Source organism: Nocardioides sp. YR527, assembly GCF_900101045.1.
Lineage (GTDB): Bacteria > Actinomycetota > Actinomycetes > Propionibacteriales > Nocardioidaceae > Nocardioides.
Genome location: NZ_FNFN01000008.1, coordinates 127,615 through 148,429 on the forward strand (window position 1 = coordinate 127,615; position 20,815 = coordinate 148,429).

At 70.1% G+C, this 20,815-nt stretch carries 20 protein-coding genes; 4 read left to right on the forward strand and 16 right to left on the reverse strand.

Annotation, left to right across the window (positions count from 1 at the left end; genetic code table 11):
- Positions 1-49: 49 nt before the first annotated feature.
- The 6 genes from BLT25_RS23155 to BLT25_RS23180 are packed head-to-tail and all read right to left on the reverse strand — an operon-like array spanning position 50 to position 4,977.
- Positions 50-910: an amidohydrolase family protein gene (locus tag BLT25_RS23155; RefSeq protein WP_091051106.1), complete on the reverse strand. Its 861-nt coding sequence runs from the start codon at positions 908-910 to the stop codon at positions 50-52.
- Positions 903-1,226 (reverse strand): L-rhamnose mutarotase, encoded by a 324-nt coding sequence (locus BLT25_RS23160; RefSeq protein ID WP_091051107.1) that lies wholly within the window; start codon positions 1,224-1,226, stop codon positions 903-905. Before BLT25_RS23160 ends, BLT25_RS23155 begins: the two co-directional genes overlap by 8 nt.
- A gap of 34 nt (positions 1,227-1,260) precedes the next feature.
- On the reverse strand, positions 1,261-1,866 hold the full coding sequence (locus BLT25_RS23165) for a LutC/YkgG family protein (RefSeq protein ID WP_091051110.1): 606 nt from the start codon (positions 1,864-1,866) through the stop codon (positions 1,261-1,263).
- A complete protein-coding gene (locus BLT25_RS23170) occupies positions 1,863-3,290 on the reverse strand; it encodes a LutB/LldF family L-lactate oxidation iron-sulfur protein (RefSeq protein WP_256328746.1) in 1,428 nt (475 codons plus the stop codon). The genes BLT25_RS23165 and BLT25_RS23170 overlap by 4 nt, the downstream gene beginning before the upstream one ends.
- Positions 3,287-4,036 (reverse strand): (Fe-S)-binding protein, encoded by a 750-nt coding sequence (locus tag BLT25_RS23175; protein ID WP_371113353.1) that lies wholly within the window; start codon positions 4,034-4,036, stop codon positions 3,287-3,289. Before BLT25_RS23175 ends, BLT25_RS23170 begins: the two co-directional genes overlap by 4 nt.
- Positions 4,027-4,977 (reverse strand): aldo/keto reductase, encoded by a 951-nt coding sequence (locus BLT25_RS23180; protein WP_091051113.1) that lies wholly within the window; start codon positions 4,975-4,977, stop codon positions 4,027-4,029. Before BLT25_RS23180 ends, BLT25_RS23175 begins: the two co-directional genes overlap by 10 nt.
- A 150-nt stretch (positions 4,978-5,127) precedes the next feature.
- Between BLT25_RS23180 and BLT25_RS23185 the strand changes: the two genes are divergently transcribed.
- The 4 genes from BLT25_RS23185 to BLT25_RS23200 are packed head-to-tail and all read left to right on the forward strand — an operon-like array spanning position 5,128 to position 8,444.
- Entirely contained in the window at positions 5,128-5,988 is an 861-nt protein-coding gene (locus BLT25_RS23185) for a fumarylacetoacetate hydrolase family protein (protein WP_091051116.1), read from the forward strand.
- Entirely contained in the window at positions 5,985-6,752 is a 768-nt protein-coding gene (locus BLT25_RS23190; protein ID WP_091051117.1) for an SDR family NAD(P)-dependent oxidoreductase, read from the forward strand. The genes BLT25_RS23185 and BLT25_RS23190 overlap by 4 nt, the downstream gene beginning before the upstream one ends.
- 16 nt (positions 6,753-6,768) lie before the next feature.
- Complete coding sequence (locus BLT25_RS23195; protein WP_091051120.1) at positions 6,769-7,467, forward strand: FadR/GntR family transcriptional regulator; 699 nt, start codon at positions 6,769-6,771, stop codon at positions 7,465-7,467.
- Positions 7,464-8,444, forward strand: a complete 981-nt coding sequence (locus tag BLT25_RS23200; protein ID WP_256328747.1) for a 2-hydroxyacid dehydrogenase — start codon at positions 7,464-7,466, stop codon at positions 8,442-8,444. Before BLT25_RS23195 ends, BLT25_RS23200 begins: the two co-directional genes overlap by 4 nt.
- Before the next feature lie 43 nt (positions 8,445-8,487).
- Here BLT25_RS23200 and BLT25_RS23205 read toward each other — a convergent pair whose 3' ends face one another.
- From BLT25_RS23205 to BLT25_RS23250, 10 genes are all read right to left on the reverse strand, one after another.
- On the reverse strand, positions 8,488-10,890 hold the full coding sequence (locus BLT25_RS23205) for a glycoside hydrolase family 95 protein (protein ID WP_091051122.1): 2,403 nt from the start codon (positions 10,888-10,890) through the stop codon (positions 8,488-8,490).
- Between the two features lie 163 nt (positions 10,891-11,053).
- Positions 11,054-11,935, reverse strand: coding sequence for an amidohydrolase family protein (locus BLT25_RS23210; protein ID WP_091051124.1), 882 nt, complete (start codon positions 11,933-11,935; stop codon positions 11,054-11,056).
- Positions 11,932-13,245 carry an L-fuconate dehydratase gene (locus BLT25_RS23215; RefSeq protein ID WP_091051126.1) on the reverse strand — a complete coding sequence of 438 codons (1,314 nt, stop codon included), beginning with the start codon at positions 13,243-13,245 and terminating at the stop codon, positions 11,932-11,934. Before BLT25_RS23215 ends, BLT25_RS23210 begins: the two co-directional genes overlap by 4 nt.
- Positions 13,242-13,721 carry a MaoC family dehydratase gene (locus BLT25_RS23220; protein WP_218131457.1) on the reverse strand — a complete coding sequence of 160 codons (480 nt, stop codon included), beginning with the start codon at positions 13,719-13,721 and terminating at the stop codon, positions 13,242-13,244. The genes BLT25_RS23215 and BLT25_RS23220 overlap by 4 nt, the downstream gene beginning before the upstream one ends.
- Positions 13,718-14,863: an extracellular solute-binding protein gene (locus BLT25_RS23225; protein ID WP_091051130.1), complete on the reverse strand. Its 1,146-nt coding sequence runs from the start codon at positions 14,861-14,863 to the stop codon at positions 13,718-13,720. The genes BLT25_RS23220 and BLT25_RS23225 overlap by 4 nt, the downstream gene beginning before the upstream one ends.
- Entirely contained in the window at positions 14,860-16,008 is a 1,149-nt protein-coding gene (locus BLT25_RS23230; protein WP_091051131.1) for a CaiB/BaiF CoA transferase family protein, read from the reverse strand. The genes BLT25_RS23225 and BLT25_RS23230 overlap by 4 nt, the downstream gene beginning before the upstream one ends.
- 72 nt (positions 16,009-16,080) lie before the next feature.
- A complete protein-coding gene (locus BLT25_RS23235) occupies positions 16,081-17,181 on the reverse strand; it encodes a Gfo/Idh/MocA family protein (protein ID WP_091051134.1) in 1,101 nt (366 codons plus the stop codon).
- Positions 17,181-18,131, reverse strand: a complete 951-nt coding sequence (locus BLT25_RS23240; RefSeq protein WP_218131458.1) for a carbohydrate ABC transporter permease — start codon at positions 18,129-18,131, stop codon at positions 17,181-17,183. Before BLT25_RS23240 ends, BLT25_RS23235 begins: the two co-directional genes overlap by 1 nt.
- Positions 18,128-19,099: a carbohydrate ABC transporter permease gene (locus BLT25_RS23245; protein WP_091051137.1), complete on the reverse strand. Its 972-nt coding sequence runs from the start codon at positions 19,097-19,099 to the stop codon at positions 18,128-18,130. Before BLT25_RS23245 ends, BLT25_RS23240 begins: the two co-directional genes overlap by 4 nt.
- Positions 19,100-19,203: 104 nt before the next feature.
- Positions 19,204-20,538, reverse strand: coding sequence for an ABC transporter substrate-binding protein (locus BLT25_RS23250; RefSeq protein ID WP_091051139.1), 1,335 nt, complete (start codon positions 20,536-20,538; stop codon positions 19,204-19,206).
- Between the last annotated feature and the right edge of the window lie 277 nt (positions 20,539-20,815).

The following is a 20,815-nucleotide window of genomic DNA, read 5'->3' on the forward strand; positions in this document are numbered from 1 at the left end:
CAAGGTTCGAGCAAGCGTTTTCCAATGTTTCCGGGGCGCGCGACGCCGATCAGGAGCCGAGGCCGTAGACGCGAGCGGCCGTGCCACCCCAGACGTCGGCGCGGCCGGTGTCGTCGAGCCCGGCGAGCACCGTGTCGGCCAGGTCGACCACCTCGTCGTAGGACGAGCGCAGCAGACAGACCGGCCAGTCCGAACCGATCATCGTGCGCGCGGCGCCGAAGACATCGATGACGTGCGCGGCCCAGGGAAGCACCGCCTCGATCGGCTGGTCCGGGGCGAGCTCGGTGACCAGGCCGGACAGCTTGCACGCCACTGAGTCGTGGCGGGCGAGCGCTGCGACGTGTCCCGCCCACTCGTCGAAGGCGGCAGGGTCGATCACGGGCTTGCCGACATGATCGAGCACCCAGCACCCGCCGGGGACCTGCTCGACAGCGCCGACGGCCGCCCGCAGCTGAGGCTGGCGCACCAGCAGGTCGTAGACCAGACCGGCATCAGCGACGGCGGTGAGCCCCCGCAGCACGTCCTCACGGAGCAGCCACTCGGGATCGGGCTCGGACTGCACCAGGTGCCGGATGCCGACGAGGAGGTCTCCCCCGGGCCCCTCGCGCAGTCCGGCGAGCCGATCGGCGACGTCGGCGGCGGTGAGGTCGACCCAGCCGACCACCCCGAGGATCTCGGGGGTGGCCGCCGCCAGCGCGAGCAGCTCGGGGGTCTCCTCCGCGACCGCGACGGTCTGGACGACGACGGTCCCGTTGATCCGGTGGTCGGCCAGATGGGGCCGGAGGTCGTCGAAGGAGAACGAGCGCCGGATGGCCGGGAGATCGCGCGTCCAGTCCTGGTCGCGTACCTCGAGGTCCCACAGGTGGTGGTGGGCATCGAAGCGGCGGGGCCCGATCGACGGCTCAGTCAAGATGGAAGACCTCGGTCATCGTGGACCACTGCTCGTCCTCGGAGGCGGTGGGCAGCCGCTCCTGGCACGGGGCGGTGACCTCCCACCACCGCTGGGTCACGTCGTGGGAGGCGATCGCGGCCATGTCCGCCTCGTAGTCCTCCCCGACGTGCTCGAAGTAGCTGAAGAGCCAGCCGTCGCGCAGGAAGATGGAGTAGTTGCGGATGTTGCTGGCGGTCAGGCGCTCGAGCACCTCGGGCCACACGGCGGCGTGCAGCTCGACGTACTCCGCCTCCTTCTCGGGGCGCAGTCGGACCACGGAGCCGTAGCGGGTCATGTGGGGGTCCTCTCGGTGTCTGATGGACGGACGGTCAGAGGTCGTCGACGAGGACGACGTGCAGGGTGCGCGGGCCGTGGACGCCCTCGACGCGGTCGAGCTCGATGTCGCTGGTCGCCGACGGGCCGCTGATCCAGGTCTGCGGGCTCGCCGGGTCGAGGCGGGCGACGGCCTGCGGGACGCCGGCCACGACCTGGGCGGCCCCGAGGACGCACACGTGCAGGTCCGGGACGAGGGTGAGCGCGCGACGCCCTTGGCCGGGGCCGTGGTCGAGCACGACCGTGCCGGTCTCGGCGATACCGAGCGCGGCCGCGGAGACGACCGCGTCGATCGCATCGAGCTCGGCGGCAGACTGCCCGGTGTCGTCGACGGATCCGGGGACCGGCCACGGCAGGCCCGGGGGTACGACGACGCTCCGGCCGGTGACCGCCGCCGCCAGCACCTCGGCGACCTCTGCCGCGCGGCACCGGGTGACCGTGGCGCGATAGTCCTCGACCCTCTCGACGAACCGGGCGAGCACGGCGGACCGGTCGAGGCCTTCGCCCACACCCCGGTAGCCGCGGGGCACCTCAGCGGTCGGGCGGGGCGTGTCACCGATCGCCTGGCGGACTCGGCCCAGGATCTCCTCACGGGTGCTCATCGCTCATCTCCTCCGGTGCGGCGCCACCAGGCGCGGAAGGACTCGGCGGGCGGGTCCGGCAGGTCGCGGGCCTGGGTCCAGGGGCGCGCGCCGACGCGGCGGGCGAGCCTGATGCCGGTGCCGGCGAGGCGCTCGGCGAGGCCGAGCCGGCGCCCGGACGCCAGCGTCGCCCCGGCGGCCTTCATCGCCACCGCCTCGGGCTTGGGTACGCCGCCGCGGTGGGCGTCGACCACCTGCGAGCGCAGCTCCACCAGCACCGAGGGGATGTCGATACGCACGGGACAGGCCTCGAAGCAGGCGCCGCACAGCGTCGAGGCGTACGGCAGGGAGTCGGTCTGGTCGTCGTGGCCCACGCCCTTGAGCAGCGGGTTGAGGATGGCGCCGATCGGGCCCGGGTAGACCGAGCCGTACGCATGACCGCCGGTGCGCTCGTAGACCGGGCACACGTTGAGGCAGGCCGAGCAGCGGATGCAGCGCAGCGCCTGCCGGCCGACCTCGTCGGCCAGCGCGCGGGTGCGACCGTTGTCGAGCAGCACCACGTGCACCTCCTGCGGACCGTCGTCCGGGGTGACACCGGACCACACCGAGGTGTAGGGGTTCATCCGCTCCCCCGTCGCCGAGCGCGGCAGGAGCTGGAGGAAGACGTCGAGGTCGTCCCAGGTCGGCAGGATCTTCTCGATGCCGACCACGGAGACCAGCACCTCGGGCAGGGTCAGGCACATCCGGCCGTTGCCCTCGGACTCGACCACGACGAGGGACCCGGTCTCGGCGACGGCGAAGTTGGCGCCGGAGACGCCGACCTTGGCGCGCAGGAACTTCTCGCGCAGGTGCAGGCGGGCGGCCTCCGCGAGCCGGGCTGGCTCGTCGGTCAGGTCGTCCGGAGCGGGACGCCCGACCTCACCCATCGCGGAGGCGAAGATCTCGCGGATCTCGGCGCGGTTGCGGTGGATGGCGGGGACCAGGATGTGGGAGGACAGGTCGTCGCCGAGCTGCACGATCAGCTCGGCCAGATCGGTCTCCCAGGCGTCGATCCCGCGGGCGGCCAGCGCCTCGTTGAGACCGATCTCCTGGGTCGCCATCGACTTCACCTTCACCACCTCGGTGGCGTCGTGTGCGGCGGCGATGTCGCCGACGATGCGGCACGCCTCTTCTGCGTCGCTCGCCCAGTGCACGGTCGCGCCGGCCTTCGTGAGCGACTCCTCGAGGCGTACCAAGTGCTCGTCGAGGTGGAGCAGCACGTTCTCCTTGATGGCCGCACCCGCCAGGCGCAGCTCCTCCCACTCCTCGACCTCGCCGACGACGGCGGCGCGCTTGGCGCGGATGGTGCCGGTGGCATGGGCGAGGTTGCGGCGCAGCTGGGAGTCGCCGACCGCCTCGCGCGCGGCCTTCGGGAACACCGGCATCCCGACGAACGTGCCGGTCACGAGGCGACCACCTTGGAGGGCTCGGTCTGCGCGAGCACGTCGGCCAGATGCATGACGCGTACGCCGGCACGCTGCCGTGAGAGCAACCCTCCGACGTGGGTCAGACAGGAGCGGTCACCGGCCACCAGCACCTCGGCCCCGGTCTCGCGTACGTGCCGGGCCTTGTCGGACCCCATGGCCACCGAGGTGTCGGAGTTCTTCATCGCGAAGGTGCCGCCGAAACCACAGCACTCGTTCGCGCCGGGCAGGTCCGTGAGGTCGATCCCGCGGACGTGCCGGAGCAGCCGCAGCGGCCGGTCGCCGACCGCGAGCATCCGCAGCGAGTGGCAGGTCGGGTGGTAGGTCACCCGGTGCGGGAAGTAGGCACCCACGTCCTCGACACCGAGGACGTCCACGAGGAACTCGCTGAGCTCGTAGACCCGCTGGGACGTCTCGCGGGACGCCGCCCGCAGGCCCTCGTCGCCGCTGCGGCGGGCCACCAGGTCGTGCTGGTGACGGGCCGATCCGGCGCACGAGCCCGACGGCGTCACGACGGCGTCGTAGCCTTCGAAGGCGCGGACGAAGGAGCGCAGCACCGGCACGGCCTCGTCGAGGTAGCCGGTGTTGACCATCGGCTGACCGCAGCAGGTCTGGGCCTGGGGAAAGTCCACCTCGACGCCGAGGCGGCGCAGGAGCCGGACCACGTTGCGCCCGGTGTCGGGGAACAGGGCATCGTTGATGCAGGTGACCATGAGGGCTACGCGCACGACGGCACCAGCCCCTGGTCGGCCAGGTCGGTCCACAGCGCCTCGGGGACCGAGACGGCCAGCCGATCGAGGTTCTGCTTCACCTGCTCGGGCCGGCCGGCGCCGGCGACGATCGAGACGACCCGTGGGTCCTGCAACGGGTAGTGCAGGGCTGCAGTGGCGAGCTCGACGCCATGGGCTGCGCAGACCTCGGCGATGCGTACGGCCCGCTCGAGGATGTCGTCGGGCACCTCGCCGTAGTTGTACATCGCGCCCCGGCGCGGGGTGGTGGCGAGCAGGCCGCTGGAGAACACGGCCGCCGCGACGATCCTGGTGCCGTGCCGGTCGCACGCCTCGAGCAGGCCGTCGGCGACGGACTGGTCCAGGAGCGTGTAGCGGTTGGCGACCATGACCACGTCGGCGAGGCCGGTCTCGACCGTCGCGGTGAGCGCCTGGACCGACAGGGAGCCGGTGCCGATCGCGTCGACCAGGCCCTCCTCACGGAGCTTCGCCAGGCCGGCGAGCGCGGTCTCGACGGCAGCCGGGTCACCGGACAGCTCGGGGTCGTGCACGTAGAGGATGTCGACGCGGTCCAGACCGAGCCGGGTCAGCGACTCCTCCAGGCTGCGGCGTACGCCGTCGGCGGAGTAGTCGAGGACCCGGTGCGAGCTGGCCGGGACGGCGAAGCCCATGTCGTCCTGGGACTGCCCGTCCCAGGACGGGTTGGGGCGTACGAGCCGGCCGACCTTGGTCGAGACGACGAACTCCGAGCGTGGCCGCGTCGCCAGGAACCGCCCGATCCGCTCCTCCGACAGGCCCAGCCCGTAGTGGGGCGCGGTGTCGAAGTGACGCACCCCTGCCTGCCAGGCGGCATCGAGCGTCGCATGGCAGTCCTCGTCCGTACGCGGCCGGAACAGGTTGCCCATCGGCGCACAGCCGAGTCCGAACAACGGGATCTCCATCCGTCCTCCTCACGCTCTGCCCCCGCGGTCGTCCGACCGCCATCACGAGGCTAGACATCTGATGTTTGGGCTGTCAATATGCATTGGTCGCCGCATTTGGCGGCTCAGGTTCACCGATAGATCAGATTACTCACCGCTGGAGGCCACCGCATGAAGTTCGCCCGCCTGGGACCCGTAGGGAAGGAAACGCCAGTTCTCGTGCTCGAGGACGAGGTGCGCAGCCTGGCCGATCTCACCACCGACATCGACGCGGCCTTCTGGGCCTCCGACGGGCCGGCACGGGCCGCCGCCGCGCACGCCGCGGGCGAGCTCCCTCTCCTCGAGGGGGCCGACACGCTCCGCGTAGGCGCCCCGATCAGCAAGCCCGGCGCCATCGTCTGCATCGGCATGAACTACGCCGCGCACGCCGCCGAGTCCGGCTCGGAACCGCCCACGGTGCCGATCATCTTCTTCAAGACCCCCAACACGATCGCCGGGCCGAACGACGCCGTCACCATCCCGCGCAACAGCACCAAGACCGACTGGGAGGTGGAGCTCGGCGTCGTGATCGGCAAGCGCGCGTCCTACCTCGACTCCCCCGACCAGAGCCTGGAGCACGTCGCGGGCTTCGTGGTCGCCAACGACCTCTCCGAGCGCGAGTTCCAGCTCGAGGTCTCCGGTGGCCAGTGGAGCAAGGGCAAGATCGCCCCCGGCTTCAGCCCCGTCGGCCCCTGGGTCGTGACCCCCGACGAGGTGGAGCACCAGAAGCTGGGCCTGCGCTCCTTCGTCAACGGCGAGCCGCGACAGGACTCGGTGACCGCCGACCAGATCTTCGACGTCGCGACGGTGATCCACCACCTCAGCCAGTTCATGGTCCTCGATCCGGGCGACCTGATCATGACCGGCACCCCCGAGGGCGTCGCGCTCTCCGGCCGCTTCCCCTACATCCAGCCCGGCGACGTCGTCGAGATCGAGATCGACGGACTCGGCCGCCAGCGCCAGGAGTACGTCGCGTTCGGGAGCCAGGCATGAGCGCCCAGGGAACGCGCGAGCTCGACGGGCTCGTCGCTCTCGTCACCGGTGGCGCGTCCGGCATCGGCGCCGCCGTCGTCGAGGTCCTGCTCGAGCGCGGCGCCCAGGTCGCAGCCCTCGACCTCGACCCCGAGGGCATCAACCCCAAGGCCCTCGGCATCCGCGCCGACGTCACCGACGACGCGAGCATCCGGGCGGCGGTGGAGCAGGCGGTCGCCGACTTCGGCCGGCTCGACATCGTCGTCAACAACGCCGGCATCGGCGCCCAGGGCACCGTCGAGGACAACCCCGACGAGCAGTGGCACGCGGTCTTCGACGTCAACGTCCTCGGCGCCGTCCGGGTCTCGCGCGCAGCACTCCCGCACCTGCGGCGCTCCCCTGCCGCGGCGGTCGTGAACGTGGCCTCGGTGGCCGCGACCACCGGCATCCAGCAGCGTGCCCTCTACTCCGCGAGCAAGGGTGCGGTCCAGTCCCTGACCCAGGCCATGGCCGCCGACCACCTCCGGGAGGGCATCCGCGTGAACTGCGTGAACCCCGGGACCGCCGCGACCCCCTGGGTGCAGCGTCTGCTCGACTCGGCCGACGACCCCGAGGCCGAGCGGGCCGCCCTGGACGCGCGACAGCCGCACGGCCGGCTGGTCAGCGCGGACGAGGTCGCCCTCGCGGTCGCGTACCTGGCCAGCCCATCGTCGGGGTCGACCGCCGGAGTGGCCCTTGCGGTCGACGGTGGCATGGCAACGTTACGGTTGCGACCGACCGAGTGAGAGGACCAGTATCCCGATGGCGCTGACCGACGAGGCGATCGAGAAGATCAAGGAGATGATCCTCGACGGCCGGCTGAAGCCGGGCGACCGTCTCCCGCGCGAGGCCGACCTGTCCACACAGCTCGGCATCTCCCGCAGCTCCCTGCGCGAGGCGGTGCGCGCGCTCTCGATGATGCGCATCCTCGACGTACGCCAGGGCGACGGGACGTACGTCACCAGCCTGACGCCGGAGATCCTGCTGGAGACGATGGGCTTCGTCATCGACTTCCACCAGGACTCCAGCGTCCTGGACCTCTTCGAGGTACGCCGGGCGCTGGAGCCGCTGGCCGCCGAGAAGGCGGCCATGCAGATGTCATCGGAGGAGTCCGCCGGCCTGCTCGCACTGGTCGACTCGGTCAGCCCCGAGACGTCGTTGGAGGAGGTCGTGGCCAACGACCTGGAGTTCCACCACCGGATCGCCCAGGCCTCCGGCAACACCGTGCTCTGCTCGTTCATCGACGGGGTCGCCAACCGCACCCAGCGGGCCCGGATCTGGCGTGGCGTGACCCAGCAGGACTCCTTCGACCAGACGCAGCGCGAGCACCGCGGCATCGCCCTGGCCATCGCGGACCGGCAGCCGAGCATCGCCGCCGCGCTGTCCCTGGCCCATGTCGCGGGCATCGAGAACTGGATCCGCCGCAGCCTCGCCGAGGACCAGAAGAAGGAGCAGGAGTGAACGAGCCGAACCAGGGCCGGCTGCACGTCAGCTTCCGACCCGCCGACCGCGCCCGCCAGGTTCTGGAGGCGCTGCCGGGGCCGGTGACCTGCGCCGAAGATTCTTCCGGGCAGAGCCGCGCGGAGCTGCTCTCGGACGTACGCGGGGCCGCCGCGCTCGTCTGCCTGCTGACCGACCGGGTCGATGCCGAGCTGCTCGACGCGGCCGGCCCGTCGCTGCGTGTCGTGGCCAACATGGCGGTCGGTCACGACAACGTCGACGTCGCCGCCTGTGCGGCTCGCGGCATCACCGTGACCAACACCCCCGGGGTGCTCGACGAGGCGACCGCCGACCTCGCCTTCGCGCTGCTGCTGGCCACCTCGCGCCGCGTGGTGGAGGCCGACGCGTTCGTACGAAGCGGCGAGCCGTGGTCCTGGCGGCCGGACCTCTTCGTGGGTCTCGACGTCAGCAGCGGCGCGACCTTGGGCATCGTCGGCCTGGGCCGGATCGGGCTGGCGATGGCACGGCGCGCTCGCGCCTTCGACATGCGCATCGTGGCGACCCCGTCCCGCTCCGCGGGCGAGGAGGCAGCGCGCCTGGGCGTCGAGACCCTGCCGCTGCCCGAGCTGCTGGTCGCCTCGGACGTCGTGTCCCTACACTGCCCGCTGACCCCCGAGACCCGGCATCTCATCGGCGCCGAGGAGCTCCGGCTGATGGGGCCGGGCTCGGTCCTCGTCAACACCGCTCGCGGTCCCATCGTCGACGAGGCCGCCCTGGCGGCCGCGCTGGCCGACGGCACGATCGGCGCTGCGGGGCTCGACGTCTTCGAGAACGAGCCGGCTGTCCACCCCGACCTGCTGGGGCTCCCCAACGTCGTCCTGCTGCCACACATCGGCAGCGCCGGCCGCGCCACCCGCGACCGGATGGCGATGCTCGCGATCGACAACGCCCGCGCCGTGCTCGCAGGCGAGCCCGCGCCGACCCCGGTCCACCCGTAGACGGACTCAGGCCGGCCGCGACGCGGCCGGCCTGAGTTGGTCCCTACTTGGGGACCACGGTGTAGGTGCTGCCGCGCCGGGTGCTGAACTCGACGACGTTCTCCTCCGGCCGGGAGACGTCCGTCCCCGCCACCTTGACCGGCTCCTGCGTACGCAGCCGGAGCCGGTTGCCGAGCAGCGACCGGATCCGCGCCACCTCGACCTTGCCGTCAGCCCACTTCAGGTCGACCTCGAAGCCACCGCGGGCGCGCAGGCCGCGGACCTTCCCCTGCGGCCAGGCCTCCGGGAGCGCGGCGAGCAGGAAGAGCTCGCCGGAGTGGCTCTGCATGATCATCTCCGTGATCCCGGAGACGGCTCCGAAGTTCCCGTCGATCTGGAACGGCGGGTGCAGGTCGAAGAGGTTGGGCGCCGTCCGGGAGGGGTGCAGCATGTGCTGGACGTGGAGGTAGGCGTTCTCGGCCTCGAGCAGACGCGCGCGGATGTTCATCTTCCACGCCAGCGACCACCCCGTGGTGATCGCCGGGCCGCGCAGCTCGAGCGCCTTGCGGGCGGCGTCGGCCAGCTCCGGCGTACGCAACGGGCTGATCTGGTCGGAGGGGAAGACGCCCCACAGGTGGGAGACGTGGCGGCTGCGCTCCAGGGCAGCCTCCTCCCAGTCGATCAGCCACTCCTGCAGCTGGCCCAGGTAGCCGATCTGGTTGGGCGGCAGCTGGTCGCGCATCGCCACGGCCCGGGCGACGAGCGGGTCGTGCTTGCCGAGCGCGGCGGCGGCCTTCTCGAACGCGGTGAACAGGTCGCGCAGGATCTGGCAGTCCATCGTCGGACCCGCGCAGATGCTGACCCCTTCGTCGTCCTGCTCGTGGTGCTTGATCTCCGGCGAGTGCGACGGGCAGGTGACCATGTAGCCGGACTGGTCGTCGCGGACCATCGTCTCGAGGAAGAACTCGACCGCGCCCCGCAGCGTCGGGAAGTGCTCGGCGAGGTTCGCCTTGTCGCCGGTGTACTCGTAGCGCTCCCAGAACAGCAGCGAGAGCCAGGCGCCGCCCATCGGCCAGACCCCGTAGTAGGCGAAGTCGACCGGTGCGGTGCCCCGCCAGCCGTCGGTGTTGTGGTGGGCGACCCAGCCCTTGTCCGAGCCCCACATCTGCTTGGCGGTGTTCCGCCCGACCTCCGCGAGCTCCTCGGTCATCGTGAACATCGGGTCCCAGCACTCGGCGAGGTTGGCCGGACCGGCGGGCCAGTAGTTCATCTGCGCGTTGATGTTGAGGGTGTACTTCGACTGCCACTCGGGCTGCATCTTGTAGTTCCACAGGCCCTGCAGGTTGGCCGGCTGGCCCGGGGTCCGGGAGGACGAGATCAGCAGGTAGCGCCCGAACTGGTACCACAGCGCGGCCAGCTGCGGGTCGCCGCCGTCACGGAACGCTGCCACCCGCTCGTCGGTCGGCTTCTCGATCGCCGCGGAGGTGCCGAGGTCGATGTCGACCCGGCCGAAGAGCTTCTGATAGTCCCGCACGTGCGCCGAACGCAGCTGGCCGTAGCCGCGCCCGGTGGCCGCCTCGAGGGGCTTCTCCGCGCGGCGTACGTGGTCGGCGTTGACGTCGGCGTAGTTGCGGTAGCTGGTCGCCATCGCGACCAGCAGCGTCACCGAGGTGGCGTTGCGCACGCGCAGCTGGGTGTCGGCGCACTGGACCGTGCCGCCGTCGGTCTCGGCGCGGACGAGGCTGATGAAACGGACCGCGCCCTCCATCCCCTCCGTGGCCCCGCTGATGCCCTCCAGGGCGAGCGTCCGCGCATCGTGGGGCTGCACGTCGCTCTGCTGCGGCGACTGGAAGGTGGCGTTGAACGAGACCTTCTCGGCCTGGTCGGCGGTGAGGCGGACGACCATCACCTGGTCCGGGTGACTGACGAACGACTCGCGGCGGTAGCGCACGCCGCCGACCTCGAACTCCGAGATCGCGGTCGCGGTCCGCAGGTCGAGCGAGCGCCGGTACGTCGTGGGCTCGCCGTCGAGGCCCAGGAACTCGAGCAGCAGGTCACCGACCGGCTGGTAGAAGGCCTGCTCGCTGGGACGCCCCATGAACTCCTTGTCGGCCAGACGCTGGGCGCCCACCCAGTTGTCCTCGAAGATCATCTTGCGGATCTCGGGGAGCGCCTCGGCTCCACCAGGCGGGTCATAGCTGTGCGGATGACCGGCCCAGACCGAGTCCTCGTTCAGCATCAGCTTCTCGCTGGCCACCCCGCCGAAGACCATCGCGCCCATCCGGCCGTTGCCGATCGCCAGCGCCTGGAGCCACTCCGCGGCCGGCTGGCGGTACCACAGCTCGAGCGGGTTGGTCTCCGGCTCGTCGGCGGCCGCGGCCGCCTGGGTCACGACCGGCTGCACCAGCGCGCCACCGGCCACCGCCGAGGCGGCCTGCAGCACCCGTCGTCTCGTGAAGTCCACCATCAGCTTCCTCCTGACTCATGCCCACCATTGGGCAAACATCGGTTGTTTCAATGTAATAGACATCACACGTCATGTCGATGGTTGCCGAGAATCAGGGCTGTTTTGACCGATATCGGCCTTGTCGATCAATCAGGACGAAGCAAATGATCTGATCTCTGATGGATCAGAGGGCTTCCTGAGCCGACGCCTCCGCGGCGGCGAGCCGCTGCTCGTCGAGCCCGTAGAAGCGGCGCGCGCTGCCGGCGTAGATCTCCTCGCGCTCCTGGCTCGACAGACCGGCCAAGGCGTCCTGGAGCCCGGCGAAGACCCGCTCGTAGCCTCCCGCGGCGGTGGAGATCGGCCAGTCGCCGCCGTACATCAGCCGGCTCGGGCCGAACACCTCGACCGCCCGGTCGACGAAGGGCTGGAGGTCGGCCACGGTCCAGGTGTCCGGGGCGGCACCCGGATAGAGCCCGGAGATCTTGCCGAACACGTGCGGGTTCGATGCCGCCCGCTCGATGAGGCTCCACCACGGCTCGCGCTCGGCCTCGCCGATCGGTGGCTTGGAGAGGTGGTCGACCACGATCCGCAGGTCGGGGTGGCGTTCGGAGAGCGTCGCGACGTGCTCGAGGTGGCGTGGCAGCACCGAGACGTGGTCGTAGGTGAGCCCGAGCCGTTCCAGCAGCCCGAGCCCCTCGGCGACGTCCGGCCGGAGGATCCAGTCGGGGTCGGGGATGTTGTGGATCAGGTTGCGTACGCCGACCACCCGATCGTCTCCTCGCAGCGACTCCAGCCGCTCGGCGGCCACGTCCGGCCGGTCCAGCGGCACGTAGACCACGATCCCCACGACCTCGGGGTGTCGGTCGGCGACCTCGATCATCAGGTCGGTGTCCCCGTCGTGGTCGTCGGACTGGACCAGCACGGTCGCGTCCACTCCCTGCGCCCGCAGCTGCGGCCCGACCTCGTCGAAGGTGAACGTGCGGTTGTACTCGGGCACGTCGGGACCGAGCCACGGATAGGGCGAGCGGGTGAGGTCCCAGACGTGCTGGTGACTGTCGATGATCACCCGAGGGCCTCCTCGTTGGAAGCCCAGTAGCTGCCGTTCGGATAGGCGTACGTCGCCACCGACTCGGGGTGCATCTGCGCGCTGTAGCCCGGCCGGGCCGGCAGCCGGTAGGCGCCGTCCTCGACGATGCACGGGTCCGTGAAGTGCTCGTGCAGATGGTCGACGTACTCGGTGACCCGGTCCTCGAGCGTGCCCGAGATGGCGACGTAGTCGAAGACGGACAGGTGCTGGACGAGCTCGCACAGACCCACGCCGCCGGCGTGGGGGCAGACCGGCACGCCGTACTTCTGGGCCATCAGATAGACGGCGAGGATCTCGTTGATGCTCGCCAGCCGCGCGGAGTCGAGCTGGCAGAAGTCGATGGCCTCCGCCTGGAACATCTGCTTGAAGAGCACCCGGTTCATGCCGTGCTCACCGGTGGCCACCCCGATCGGGGCAACCGCCCTGCGTACGGCGGCATGGCCGAGGATGTCGTCGGGGCTGGTCGGCTCCTCGATCCACCACGGCTCGAACCGCGCCAGCGCCTTGACCCACTCGATGGCCTGCGGCACGTCCCAGACCTGGTTGGCGTCGATCATCAGCTTCGCGTCCCAGCCGATCACCTCCCGCGCGATCTCGCAGCGCCGGATGTCGTCCTCGAGGTTCGCACCGACCTTCAGCTTGATGTGCCGATAGCCGGATTCGACCGCCTCGGTGGCCAGCCTGCGCAGCTTGTCGTCCGAGTAGCCCAGCCAGCCGGCAGAGGTGGTGTAGCAGGGGTAGCCGGTCTCCTCCAGGTGCCGGATCCGCTCCTCGCGGTGGGGGACGCCGGCGCGGAGGATCTCCAGGGCCTCCTCCCTGGTGAGGGCGTCGCTGAGGTAGCTCAGGTCGGCGACGTCGACCAGCTCCTCGGGGCTCATCTCGGCCAGCAGCCGCCACAGCGGCTTGCCGGCGTCGCGGGCCGCCAGGTCCCAGACCGCGTTCATCACGGCGGCGAGGGCCAGGTGCTCGACCCCCTTGTCCGGGCCCAGCCAGCGCAGCTGGGAGTCCGAGGCGAGATCTCGGTAGACCCCGCCCAGGTCACCCACCACGTCGCCGACATCGCGCCCGACCAGCGGCTCTCCGCGGCGCTGGGCCGCCAGGGTGCAGATGTCGTTGCCGCGCCCGATGGTGAAGGTGAAGCCGAAGCCGGACAGCTCCGGGTCGTCGGTGCTCACCACGACGTACGTGGCCGAGTAGTCACCGTCCTTGTTCATGGCGTCGGATCCGTCCATCGACACAGAGGTCGGGAAGCGGACATCGGTGACATCGACGGCGGTGATACGGGTCACGAGGGATCCTCCTGTGCGGATGGGTGGCCGTTGCGCTTGTTGACGAGGTAGAGGTGGGTCAGCACCAGCACCGTCTCGGCACGCTGGTTGGTCACGGTGACGAGCTCGTGGACGTAGCCGAGCTCGTCCGGCTTCTTCCGGTGCTCCGTCGTCTCGGTGATCTCGGCGGTGACGGTGATGGTGTCGCCGATGAACACCGGGCCGATGAACCGGATCCGGTCGTAGCCGTAGGACATCGACCGTGGGTTGATGTCGGTGGCGGTCATCCCGACCGCCACGGAGAGGATCAGCGTCCCGTGCGCGATCCGCTGTCCCGCCGGCTGGGTGGCCATCCACTCCGCGTCCATGTGATGCGGGAAGAAGTCACCCGTCTGACCGGCGTGCAGAACGATGTCGGCCTCGGTGATCGTACGTCCCAGGGTGGTCCTGGACTCCCCGACCACGTAGTCCTCGAACCAGCGTTCCTCGACTCTCACAGCGATGCTCCTTCCGGTACGAGCAGGCGCTCGGCGAGATCGCCGGCGCGTCGGATCAGCTCGGCGTCGGTCAGCTTCCCGGCCAGCGCCTCGGTCACCCATGGTGAGACGGTGTCCTGGAACTCCATGTAGCCGGCGGTCCGGGGCCGTACCCACGCGCCCTCGAGGGTCGCCCTGGTGCCACGGAAGAAGTCCCAGGAGTCCTCGTTGAGCCGGTCGTCGTCCCACGACGAGGCGTAGCCGGGCTGGCCACCGGCGTCGTAGTAGGTGCCCGCCTGAACCTCCGGCGAGGCCACCCACAGTGCATACGCGCGGGCGGCGTCGAGCTCTCTCGACCGGGCCGAGACGGCCACGCCGGCGCCCCCGAGCTGCGAGCCGGCCACTCCTCGGGGACCGGAGGGCATGTCGACGTACCTGAGGCGGTGCGGCCGGAAGCCGACCCGCGAGTAGTTGGTGTAGCCGTACATCAACGGCGCGTACGCCCACGGCTCGGCAGTGTCGCCGGCCAGTGCCTCGGCGACCTCGATCGGGTTCGCGGTCAGGCACCACGAGGGAATCCGGTCGCAGAGCCGGTGCATGAGGTCGAGCACGACCAGCGCGGCCTCCTCGGGCAGGAAGCTTCCGGGCTCGGCGTTGACCGGCGTCCCCCGGTTGGCCGCCAGGGTGCACAAGGTCGAGTAGGCGTCGATCGGCTTGGCCGGCCAGAGCACCCGGCCCTCGGCGGCCAGGTCGAGCACCTCCTCCCATGTCGTGGGAGGTGCCGGCAGACGGTCCGGACGGTAGGCGGCCACCTGTGCCGCGGCGTCGGTGGCCAGGCCGTACTGATGCCCCTGAAAGCGGTACGAGGCGTGGCTGCTGCCCACGGCATCGGCTGCCAGGGCGGCCAGCTGGTCGTCGTACCCGGCGCCGTCCAGAGGTGCCAGGGCCCCTTCCGTCGCGGCCAGGGGCACATGGGGGTGGTCGATGACCAGCAGGTCGAAGCGCTCGGCCAGCTCACCCAGCGGCGCGTCGGCGAACGCCTGCAGGGAGCGGTACTCCCAGCGCACCTCGACCCCGGTCCGGCGCGCGTACTCCTGGGCTGCCGCTACCTGGCAGTCGTAGCCGCGCGGGTGCTCCCAGGTCATGCCGTGCAGGACGGTCATCGGTCCCCCTCCAGGTCGTGCTCGCCCAGGCGTGGAGCCGGGCGCGGATTGGTCAGCCGCTCGCCATCGATGCGGATCGGGCTGCGGGTGGTCGTCAGGGTGAGGCCGTCGCGACGGACCTGCTGGGTCATCGCGATGGCCTCGAAGCCCTTGTGTTCTACGAGCTCGGAGAGGGTGAGCACCGGGGCGCACCACACGTCCTCGGCGTCCAGGACGGCCAGCCAGGCGTCCCGGGTGTCGCCCCGAAGACGGTCTCCGATCGCCTCCTCGATCTCCGACTGCCGGTCCCACCAAGTCTGCGGGTCGGTCATCGCCTCCAGCTCGGGGAGCCCGAGCAGCCGCCCGATGACGGGCACGGGGTTCATCGCGATCGCGAGGTAGCCGTCGCTCGTCGGGTAGATGCCGTAGGGAGCGGAGAGGAAGGCGTGGGCCGAGCGGGGTCCCTTGCGGCGTACCTCGACCGTCGGGTCGTTCAGCCTTGTCGTCAGCAGCTCGAACTCCAGGTCCAGCAGCGACTCCATCAGGCTCGTCTCGGTCAGCCCGCCCTTCCCGGTCCGGAACCGCCTGACCAGCAGAGCGGTGATGCCCTGGGCCAGGTGACAGCTGGCGAGGTGGTCGGCCACCGCCAGCCCGACGGGGACCGGCGGATCCTCGGCCGACCCGTTGAGCCAGGGCAGACCGGCGATCGCCTGGGCGAGCAGGTCCTGGCCGGGGCGGTCCTGGAACGGGCCGACGCCGCCGTACCCGGTCACGCTGCCGTAGACGATGCTCGGGTTGAGCGCCCGGACGGACTCGTAGTCGAGTCCGATCCGCTCCATCACCCCGGGGCGGAAGTTCTGGACGATCACATCGGCTTCCGCGACCAGTCCGCGTACGCGCTCGAGGTCGGCGGGATCCTTGAGGTCGGCCGTCACGCTCTCCTTGTTCCGGTTCATCGCGTGGAAGGAGAGGCTGTCGCCGTTCACCGTCCGCCCGGCGAAGGCCAGGCTCCGGCCCGCATCTCCCCCGGCGGGTCGCTCGATCTTGATGACCCGGGCGCCGAGGTCAGCGAGCCTCAGCGCCGCCACGGGGCCGGCCAGGAACTGGCTGAAGTCCAGGACCGTGACGCCCTCCAGGGGCAGCTCGGAGGCGCGGTTGAGTGTCATCGGGGTTCCTTTCGACAGAGCGGACCAGAGCGGACCACGGCGAACCAGGGCGAACCAGGCGGGGACGGGTGGCTACTGGTCATAGGGCGGCGGCGTTCCACCGCGGGCTGCGTCCGTGTACGCCGCCTCGACGACCGCCATGGTGCGGAAGACGTCCTCGACCCCGGTGGGCAGCGACAGGATCGACCCCTCGAGAAAGCGCTGGACCACGGCCATGGAGCCGATGAAGGCGTCGGGGAACCAGGACCCCTCGAACGGCACCGGCCGCCAGCCGTCGTCGAGCCGATCGTCGGTGACCAGCTCGAGCGAGTCCTCGCCACCGCGCGGGTAGTCCAGCAGCAGGCCGAGCTGTGCCCGGACGGCGCCGCGGGTGCCCTCCCACTTGACGAAGGACTCTTCGTGCCGGGGTCCGTAGTGGTGGTCGTGGTTGGTGGAGACGACGACCCTGATCGGTCGCTCTCCATAGCTCAGCGCGATGTCGGAGCGGCTGTTGGCGTGAGACTTCTCGGGGTGGCGCACGGTGACCGCGTGCACGCCGGTCGGGTCTCCCAGGAAGGAACGCACCAGATCCAGGTAGTGGACGCTGTGCATGTTGATCTCGAGCCGGTCCAGGTCGAGTACGTAGGGGAACATCTCCCACGGGGTCCGCACCGAGATCCGGACCTCCATGTCGTAGAGCTCCCCGATCGTGCCGGCGGCGATGAGCTCGCGAGCAGCGACGACGTACGGCGCGAACCGGAGCTGGGTGTTGACCGCCGCGACGAGGCCCTTGCGCCGGCACACCTCACGGGTGCGTACCCCCTCGGCCAGGTGGTTCCCCAAGGGCTTCTGCAGCAGGACGGCTGCCCCGTCGGGCAGCTGCTCGAGAACCTCGACGTGTGCCTCGGGGGGAAGGGCGACGTCGTAGACCGCGTCGGCCGGTGCCGACCGGACCGCGTCCGCGACGCTCTCGTGCACGGCGCCGATGTCGTAGCGTCCGGCGAGCTCCCGCGCGCGCTCGGGAACGAGGTCGGTGATGCTGGCGACCTCGAACCCCGCCTTCGCGTACGCCGGCAGGTGGGCGTCACGGACGATCCCGCCGGCGCCCACGAGCACGATCGGACGCGGCGTCGCCGGCATCTCGGCCGAGTAGCCGGGGTGCGGGTCGAGCTCCGGTGGCGGGTGCGGGGCCATCAGCCCTTCACCGCACCCATCGTCTCGCCACGCATCAGGAACTTCTGCGCGCCGAGGAAGACGATCAGCAGCGGCAGCATCGAGATGAAGGTCGCCAGCGCCAGCTGCGGCATGTAGAGCTTCACGTCCAGCCCTGCGGCGACGGTCGGGTTGAACAACGGGCTGGCGCCGATCAGCTGCTGCAGCCCGACGGGGAGGGTCTGGTTGTTCTGGTTGGAGGAGAGCAGCGCCAGCGGCAGGAAGAAGTTGATCCAGTTGGCGACGAAGGCGAAGAAGCCGACCAGCACCGCGGCCTGGCGGGAGATCGGGAGCGCGACCCGCCAGAAGATCGACACCTCGCCGAGACCGTCGATCCGGGCTGCCTCGACGAGCTCCTGGGGCATGGTGGTCATGAAGTGGATGTAGGCCAGGTAGACCCCGAACGGGAAGAAGCCCATGATCAGCCCCACCGGCCAGAGCTCGCCGACCGCGCCGATGGCATTCACCTCGAGGAAGATCGGGATGACCAGCACGGTGTTGGGCATCACCATCGTGATCAGGGTGATCAGGAGGACGGTCCGGCGGGCACGGAACCGGAGCCGGGCCAGCGCGTATCCCGCCGGCAGCGCGGCGATGACCGCCAGCAGGGCGCCCCCGCCGGCCACGGCGAGCGTGTTCAACAGCCAGCGGGTGTACAGCCCACCGCCGCCGGGTCCGAAACCGTTGACCTGCGACCAGCTGTACTGGGCGTTGTCCCATGACATGTCGCCGAAGCCGAACGGCCCGCCTGCCCCGGCTGCGACACCCTCGTTGGACCGGAACGCCATCGCGATGAAGCCGGTGATCGGCAGGACGAACATGCAGGCGACGAACAGCATGGTGACGACGCGTGCGGTCTTGCCGACGCTCCAGTCGAACATGCCTCGCTTCGCCACGGGCGCGCGGCGCCCGGCCGCTGTGGTCTGGCTCATCGGTGCTCCTCCTCGCCGAACAGGCCGGTCCGGAAGACGACCAGCAGGCCGATCCCCAGCGTGATCACGAGCAGGATCAGCGACATCGCGGCGGCTGCGGGGAAGTTGTAGTTGCTGAAGGCGAAGGCGTACCCCAGCTGGGTGGGCGTCCAATGATCGTCCAGTGCGTTGCTGGCGACCTGGTCGAGCAGCTGCGGCTCGAGGAACAGCTGGAACCCGTAGGCGAGGTTCATCAGCACCGCGTACCCGATCCACGGCCGGATGATCGGCAGCTTGACGTGCCAGGCCAGCCGCCATTCGTTGGCGCCGTCCAGCCGCGCTGCCTCGAGCGTCTCCTCCGAGATCCCGTTGAGGCCGCCGTTGACCACGATGACCCACTGACCGACGCCCTGGAAGAACATCATCGCGGCCAGGATGAACGGCAGGTTCCCGGGCCCGGCGACCGCCTGCTTGATGGTGTCGACGCCCAGCGCCTGCCAGAACCCCTCGATCGGGGACTGGCTCGGGTTGAGCAGGTAGACCCAGAGCACCAGGTTGGCGACGCCTGCCAGAGCCCCCGGGATGTAGTAGATGAACCGCATCGACGACCCGAACCATCCGGGGCTGGCGTGGACCAGCAGAGCCAGCCCGACGATGCCGATGGTCATGATCGGAAGCCAGACCACCAGGGTCGCGAAGATGTTGACGAACGTGTCGACGAACCGGTAGTCGGTGATGACGGTCCTGAAGCTGTCCACGCCCCCGAAACCCCCGGTGGGGTCCAGCGGCGTCGGCGCCTTCTCCAGCGATGTCTTGACCGCGTACGCGACCGGGATGATGCCCGCGATCATGAGCAGGACGAGGTACGGCGCCATCAGCACCCAGGCGCCACGCGTCTCGCTGGGCCGCGCCACGCGTCGTCGGGGACGACGCCGCGCGCCCGGTGCAGGCGGCGAGGTGGCGATGTCCTCCATCAAGGCGGTCGACATGTTGCTCCTCCGATGTGTCCGGGCCACCGTGAGGCCCCGATGTGACTGGGATGGCATCCCTTCGGCCCGGACGCTCCAGGCCGAAGGGACTCGTGCGCGGCCGGCTATTCGACCGTGTAGCCCATCGCCTTCGCCTGGCTGACCAGCTCCTCCCCGAAGGACGTCCAGGCCTGGTCGACGTCGCCTCCCGAGGCAAGAGCGGCGGCCATGGTCTCGGTCCACACCGCTCCGGTGTTGTAGAGCATGTAGGCGTGGCCGTCGACGACATGGTCGTTGGCCTTCTTCATCGCCTCGAACGTGGCCTCGTTGTCGGCGAAGTAGTTCGCCTTGGCCTGCTTCTCCGCCCACGCGTCCTGCACGGGACCGTAAGCCGGCAGGCCGGTGGAGAGCTCGACCTGCCACCTCGGGTCGGTGGCGACGAACTCGGCGAAGGTCAGCGTGTTCTCGAGCTGCTTGCCCGTGATGTGGTTCGAGACACCCCAGAGGCCCCCGCCCTCGTTGCCGGTGGAGGGCTCGCTCTCACCGTCCCACGCGAGAGGCTCCACGGCGGTCATCCCACCGGCCGGGATCTTCCAGGTCTGGTTGAAGAGGTAGTCCCCCCACCATGCGGCACCGGGGCTCATGACCAGGTCCTTGCCGACCTTGGCCGCGTCCGGGTCGAAGATGCCGACGGTCGAGAGCGCCTTGCCCCCCAGCATCGTGTCGATCAGGTCCACCGCCCGGGTGCACTTGGCGTCCGAGGTGTCGATGTGGACCACGGTCTCGGACTGTCGGTCGTTGGTCGGGCAGCCCGACCCCCACAGGTAGCGGTCGGGGGCGTACGCGTCGCCGGTGAAGCCGCTGATCTTGCCCGGGTGCTCCGCGGCGATCTTGACGGCCAGGTCGCCGTACTCCTCCCAGGTCTTCGGCACCTCGTAGCCGTTGGCGTCGAAGAAGGCCTTGTTGTACCAGAACACGTCGGGTGCCGCGTCGTTGCGCAGGCACCGGACCTGGCCGTCGATCTCGCAGGCGGCGTTGATCGAACCCTCGTAGCCGTCGAGCACGTCGGGCAGCTGGTCGCTCAGGTCGAGCGTGTAGTCGATCTGCGCACCGGAGGCCCAGGCGATGTCGTCGTTCGAGGGGAAGAAGATGGCGTCCGGCCAGCCCTTCCCGGCCTCGTTGAACTGGGCGAACTGCTGCTGGAGAGACTTGCCTCCGACGGTCCCGTCGATCTGGTTGATCTTGATGTCGATGTCGGGGTAGGCCTTCTTGAAGGCGTTCGCCGCGGGCACGCGCGGCGGGTCGACCCAGACGGTGATCGCGCCACCGGAGTCGGTCTTCTCGCCTGCGGCATCGCTCCCCCCGCCGGAGCCACAGGCGGCCAGCGCCGTGGCAGTCAGCAGGGTCACGGCGGCCACCAGGGCGGCCCGGTGACGTGAACCGAGTGGGTTTCGCTTCATGGACATGGCTCCTTCGACGATGTGTCCCGAGCGGATGCACTGTGACGCACAACACGTTTGCTCAAACGTTAGACCGGATCCTCCAGATGGTCAATCGTTTGATTCGTTCTTCTCGCCAGACCATGGAAAGCGCCTTCCATGATCGCTCGTCGGCCTTGACGGACCACCGCCGGGCGCGACAAAGTGACCGATGTCACTCAAACGATTGAGCAACTCAAACGATTGATCTCACTCAGTGGCCGACACGCTCCCCGACCGGGAGCCGGCTCGGGAAGAA

Bases quoted from the DNA above. Each gene is read 5' to 3' on its own strand.
- BLT25_RS23160 (WP_091051107.1), bottom strand. From the start codon at position 1,226: ATGACCCGCTACGGCTCCGTGGTCCGACTGCGCCCCGAGAAGGAGGCG.
- BLT25_RS23165 (WP_091051110.1), bottom strand. From the start codon at position 1,866: ATGAGCACCCGTGAGGAGATCCTGGGCCGAGTCCGCCAGGCGATCGGT.
- BLT25_RS23180 (WP_091051113.1), bottom strand. From the start codon at position 4,977: ATGGAGATCCCGTTGTTCGGACTCGGCTGTGCGCCGATGGGCAACCTG.
- BLT25_RS23185 (WP_091051116.1), top strand. From the start codon at position 5,128: ATGAAGTTCGCCCGCCTGGGACCCGTAGGGAAGGAAACGCCAGTTCTC.
- BLT25_RS23190 (WP_091051117.1), top strand. From the start codon at position 5,985: ATGAGCGCCCAGGGAACGCGCGAGCTCGACGGGCTCGTCGCTCTCGTC.
- BLT25_RS23195 (WP_091051120.1), top strand. From the start codon at position 6,769: ATGGCGCTGACCGACGAGGCGATCGAGAAGATCAAGGAGATGATCCTC.
- BLT25_RS23205 (WP_091051122.1), bottom strand. From the start codon at position 10,890: ATGGTGGACTTCACGAGACGACGGGTGCTGCAGGCCGCCTCGGCGGTG.
- BLT25_RS23225 (WP_091051130.1), bottom strand. From the start codon at position 14,863: ATGACCGTCCTGCACGGCATGACCTGGGAGCACCCGCGCGGCTACGAC.
- BLT25_RS23230 (WP_091051131.1), bottom strand. From the start codon at position 16,008: ATGACACTCAACCGCGCCTCCGAGCTGCCCCTGGAGGGCGTCACGGTC.
- BLT25_RS23235 (WP_091051134.1), bottom strand. From the start codon at position 17,181: ATGGCCCCGCACCCGCCACCGGAGCTCGACCCGCACCCCGGCTACTCG.
- BLT25_RS23240 (WP_218131458.1), bottom strand. From the start codon at position 18,131: ATGAGCCAGACCACAGCGGCCGGGCGCCGCGCGCCCGTGGCGAAGCGA.
- BLT25_RS23245 (WP_091051137.1), bottom strand. From the start codon at position 19,099: ATGTCGACCGCCTTGATGGAGGACATCGCCACCTCGCCGCCTGCACCG.
- BLT25_RS23250 (WP_091051139.1), bottom strand. From the start codon at position 20,538: ATGAAGCGAAACCCACTCGGTTCACGTCACCGGGCCGCCCTGGTGGCC.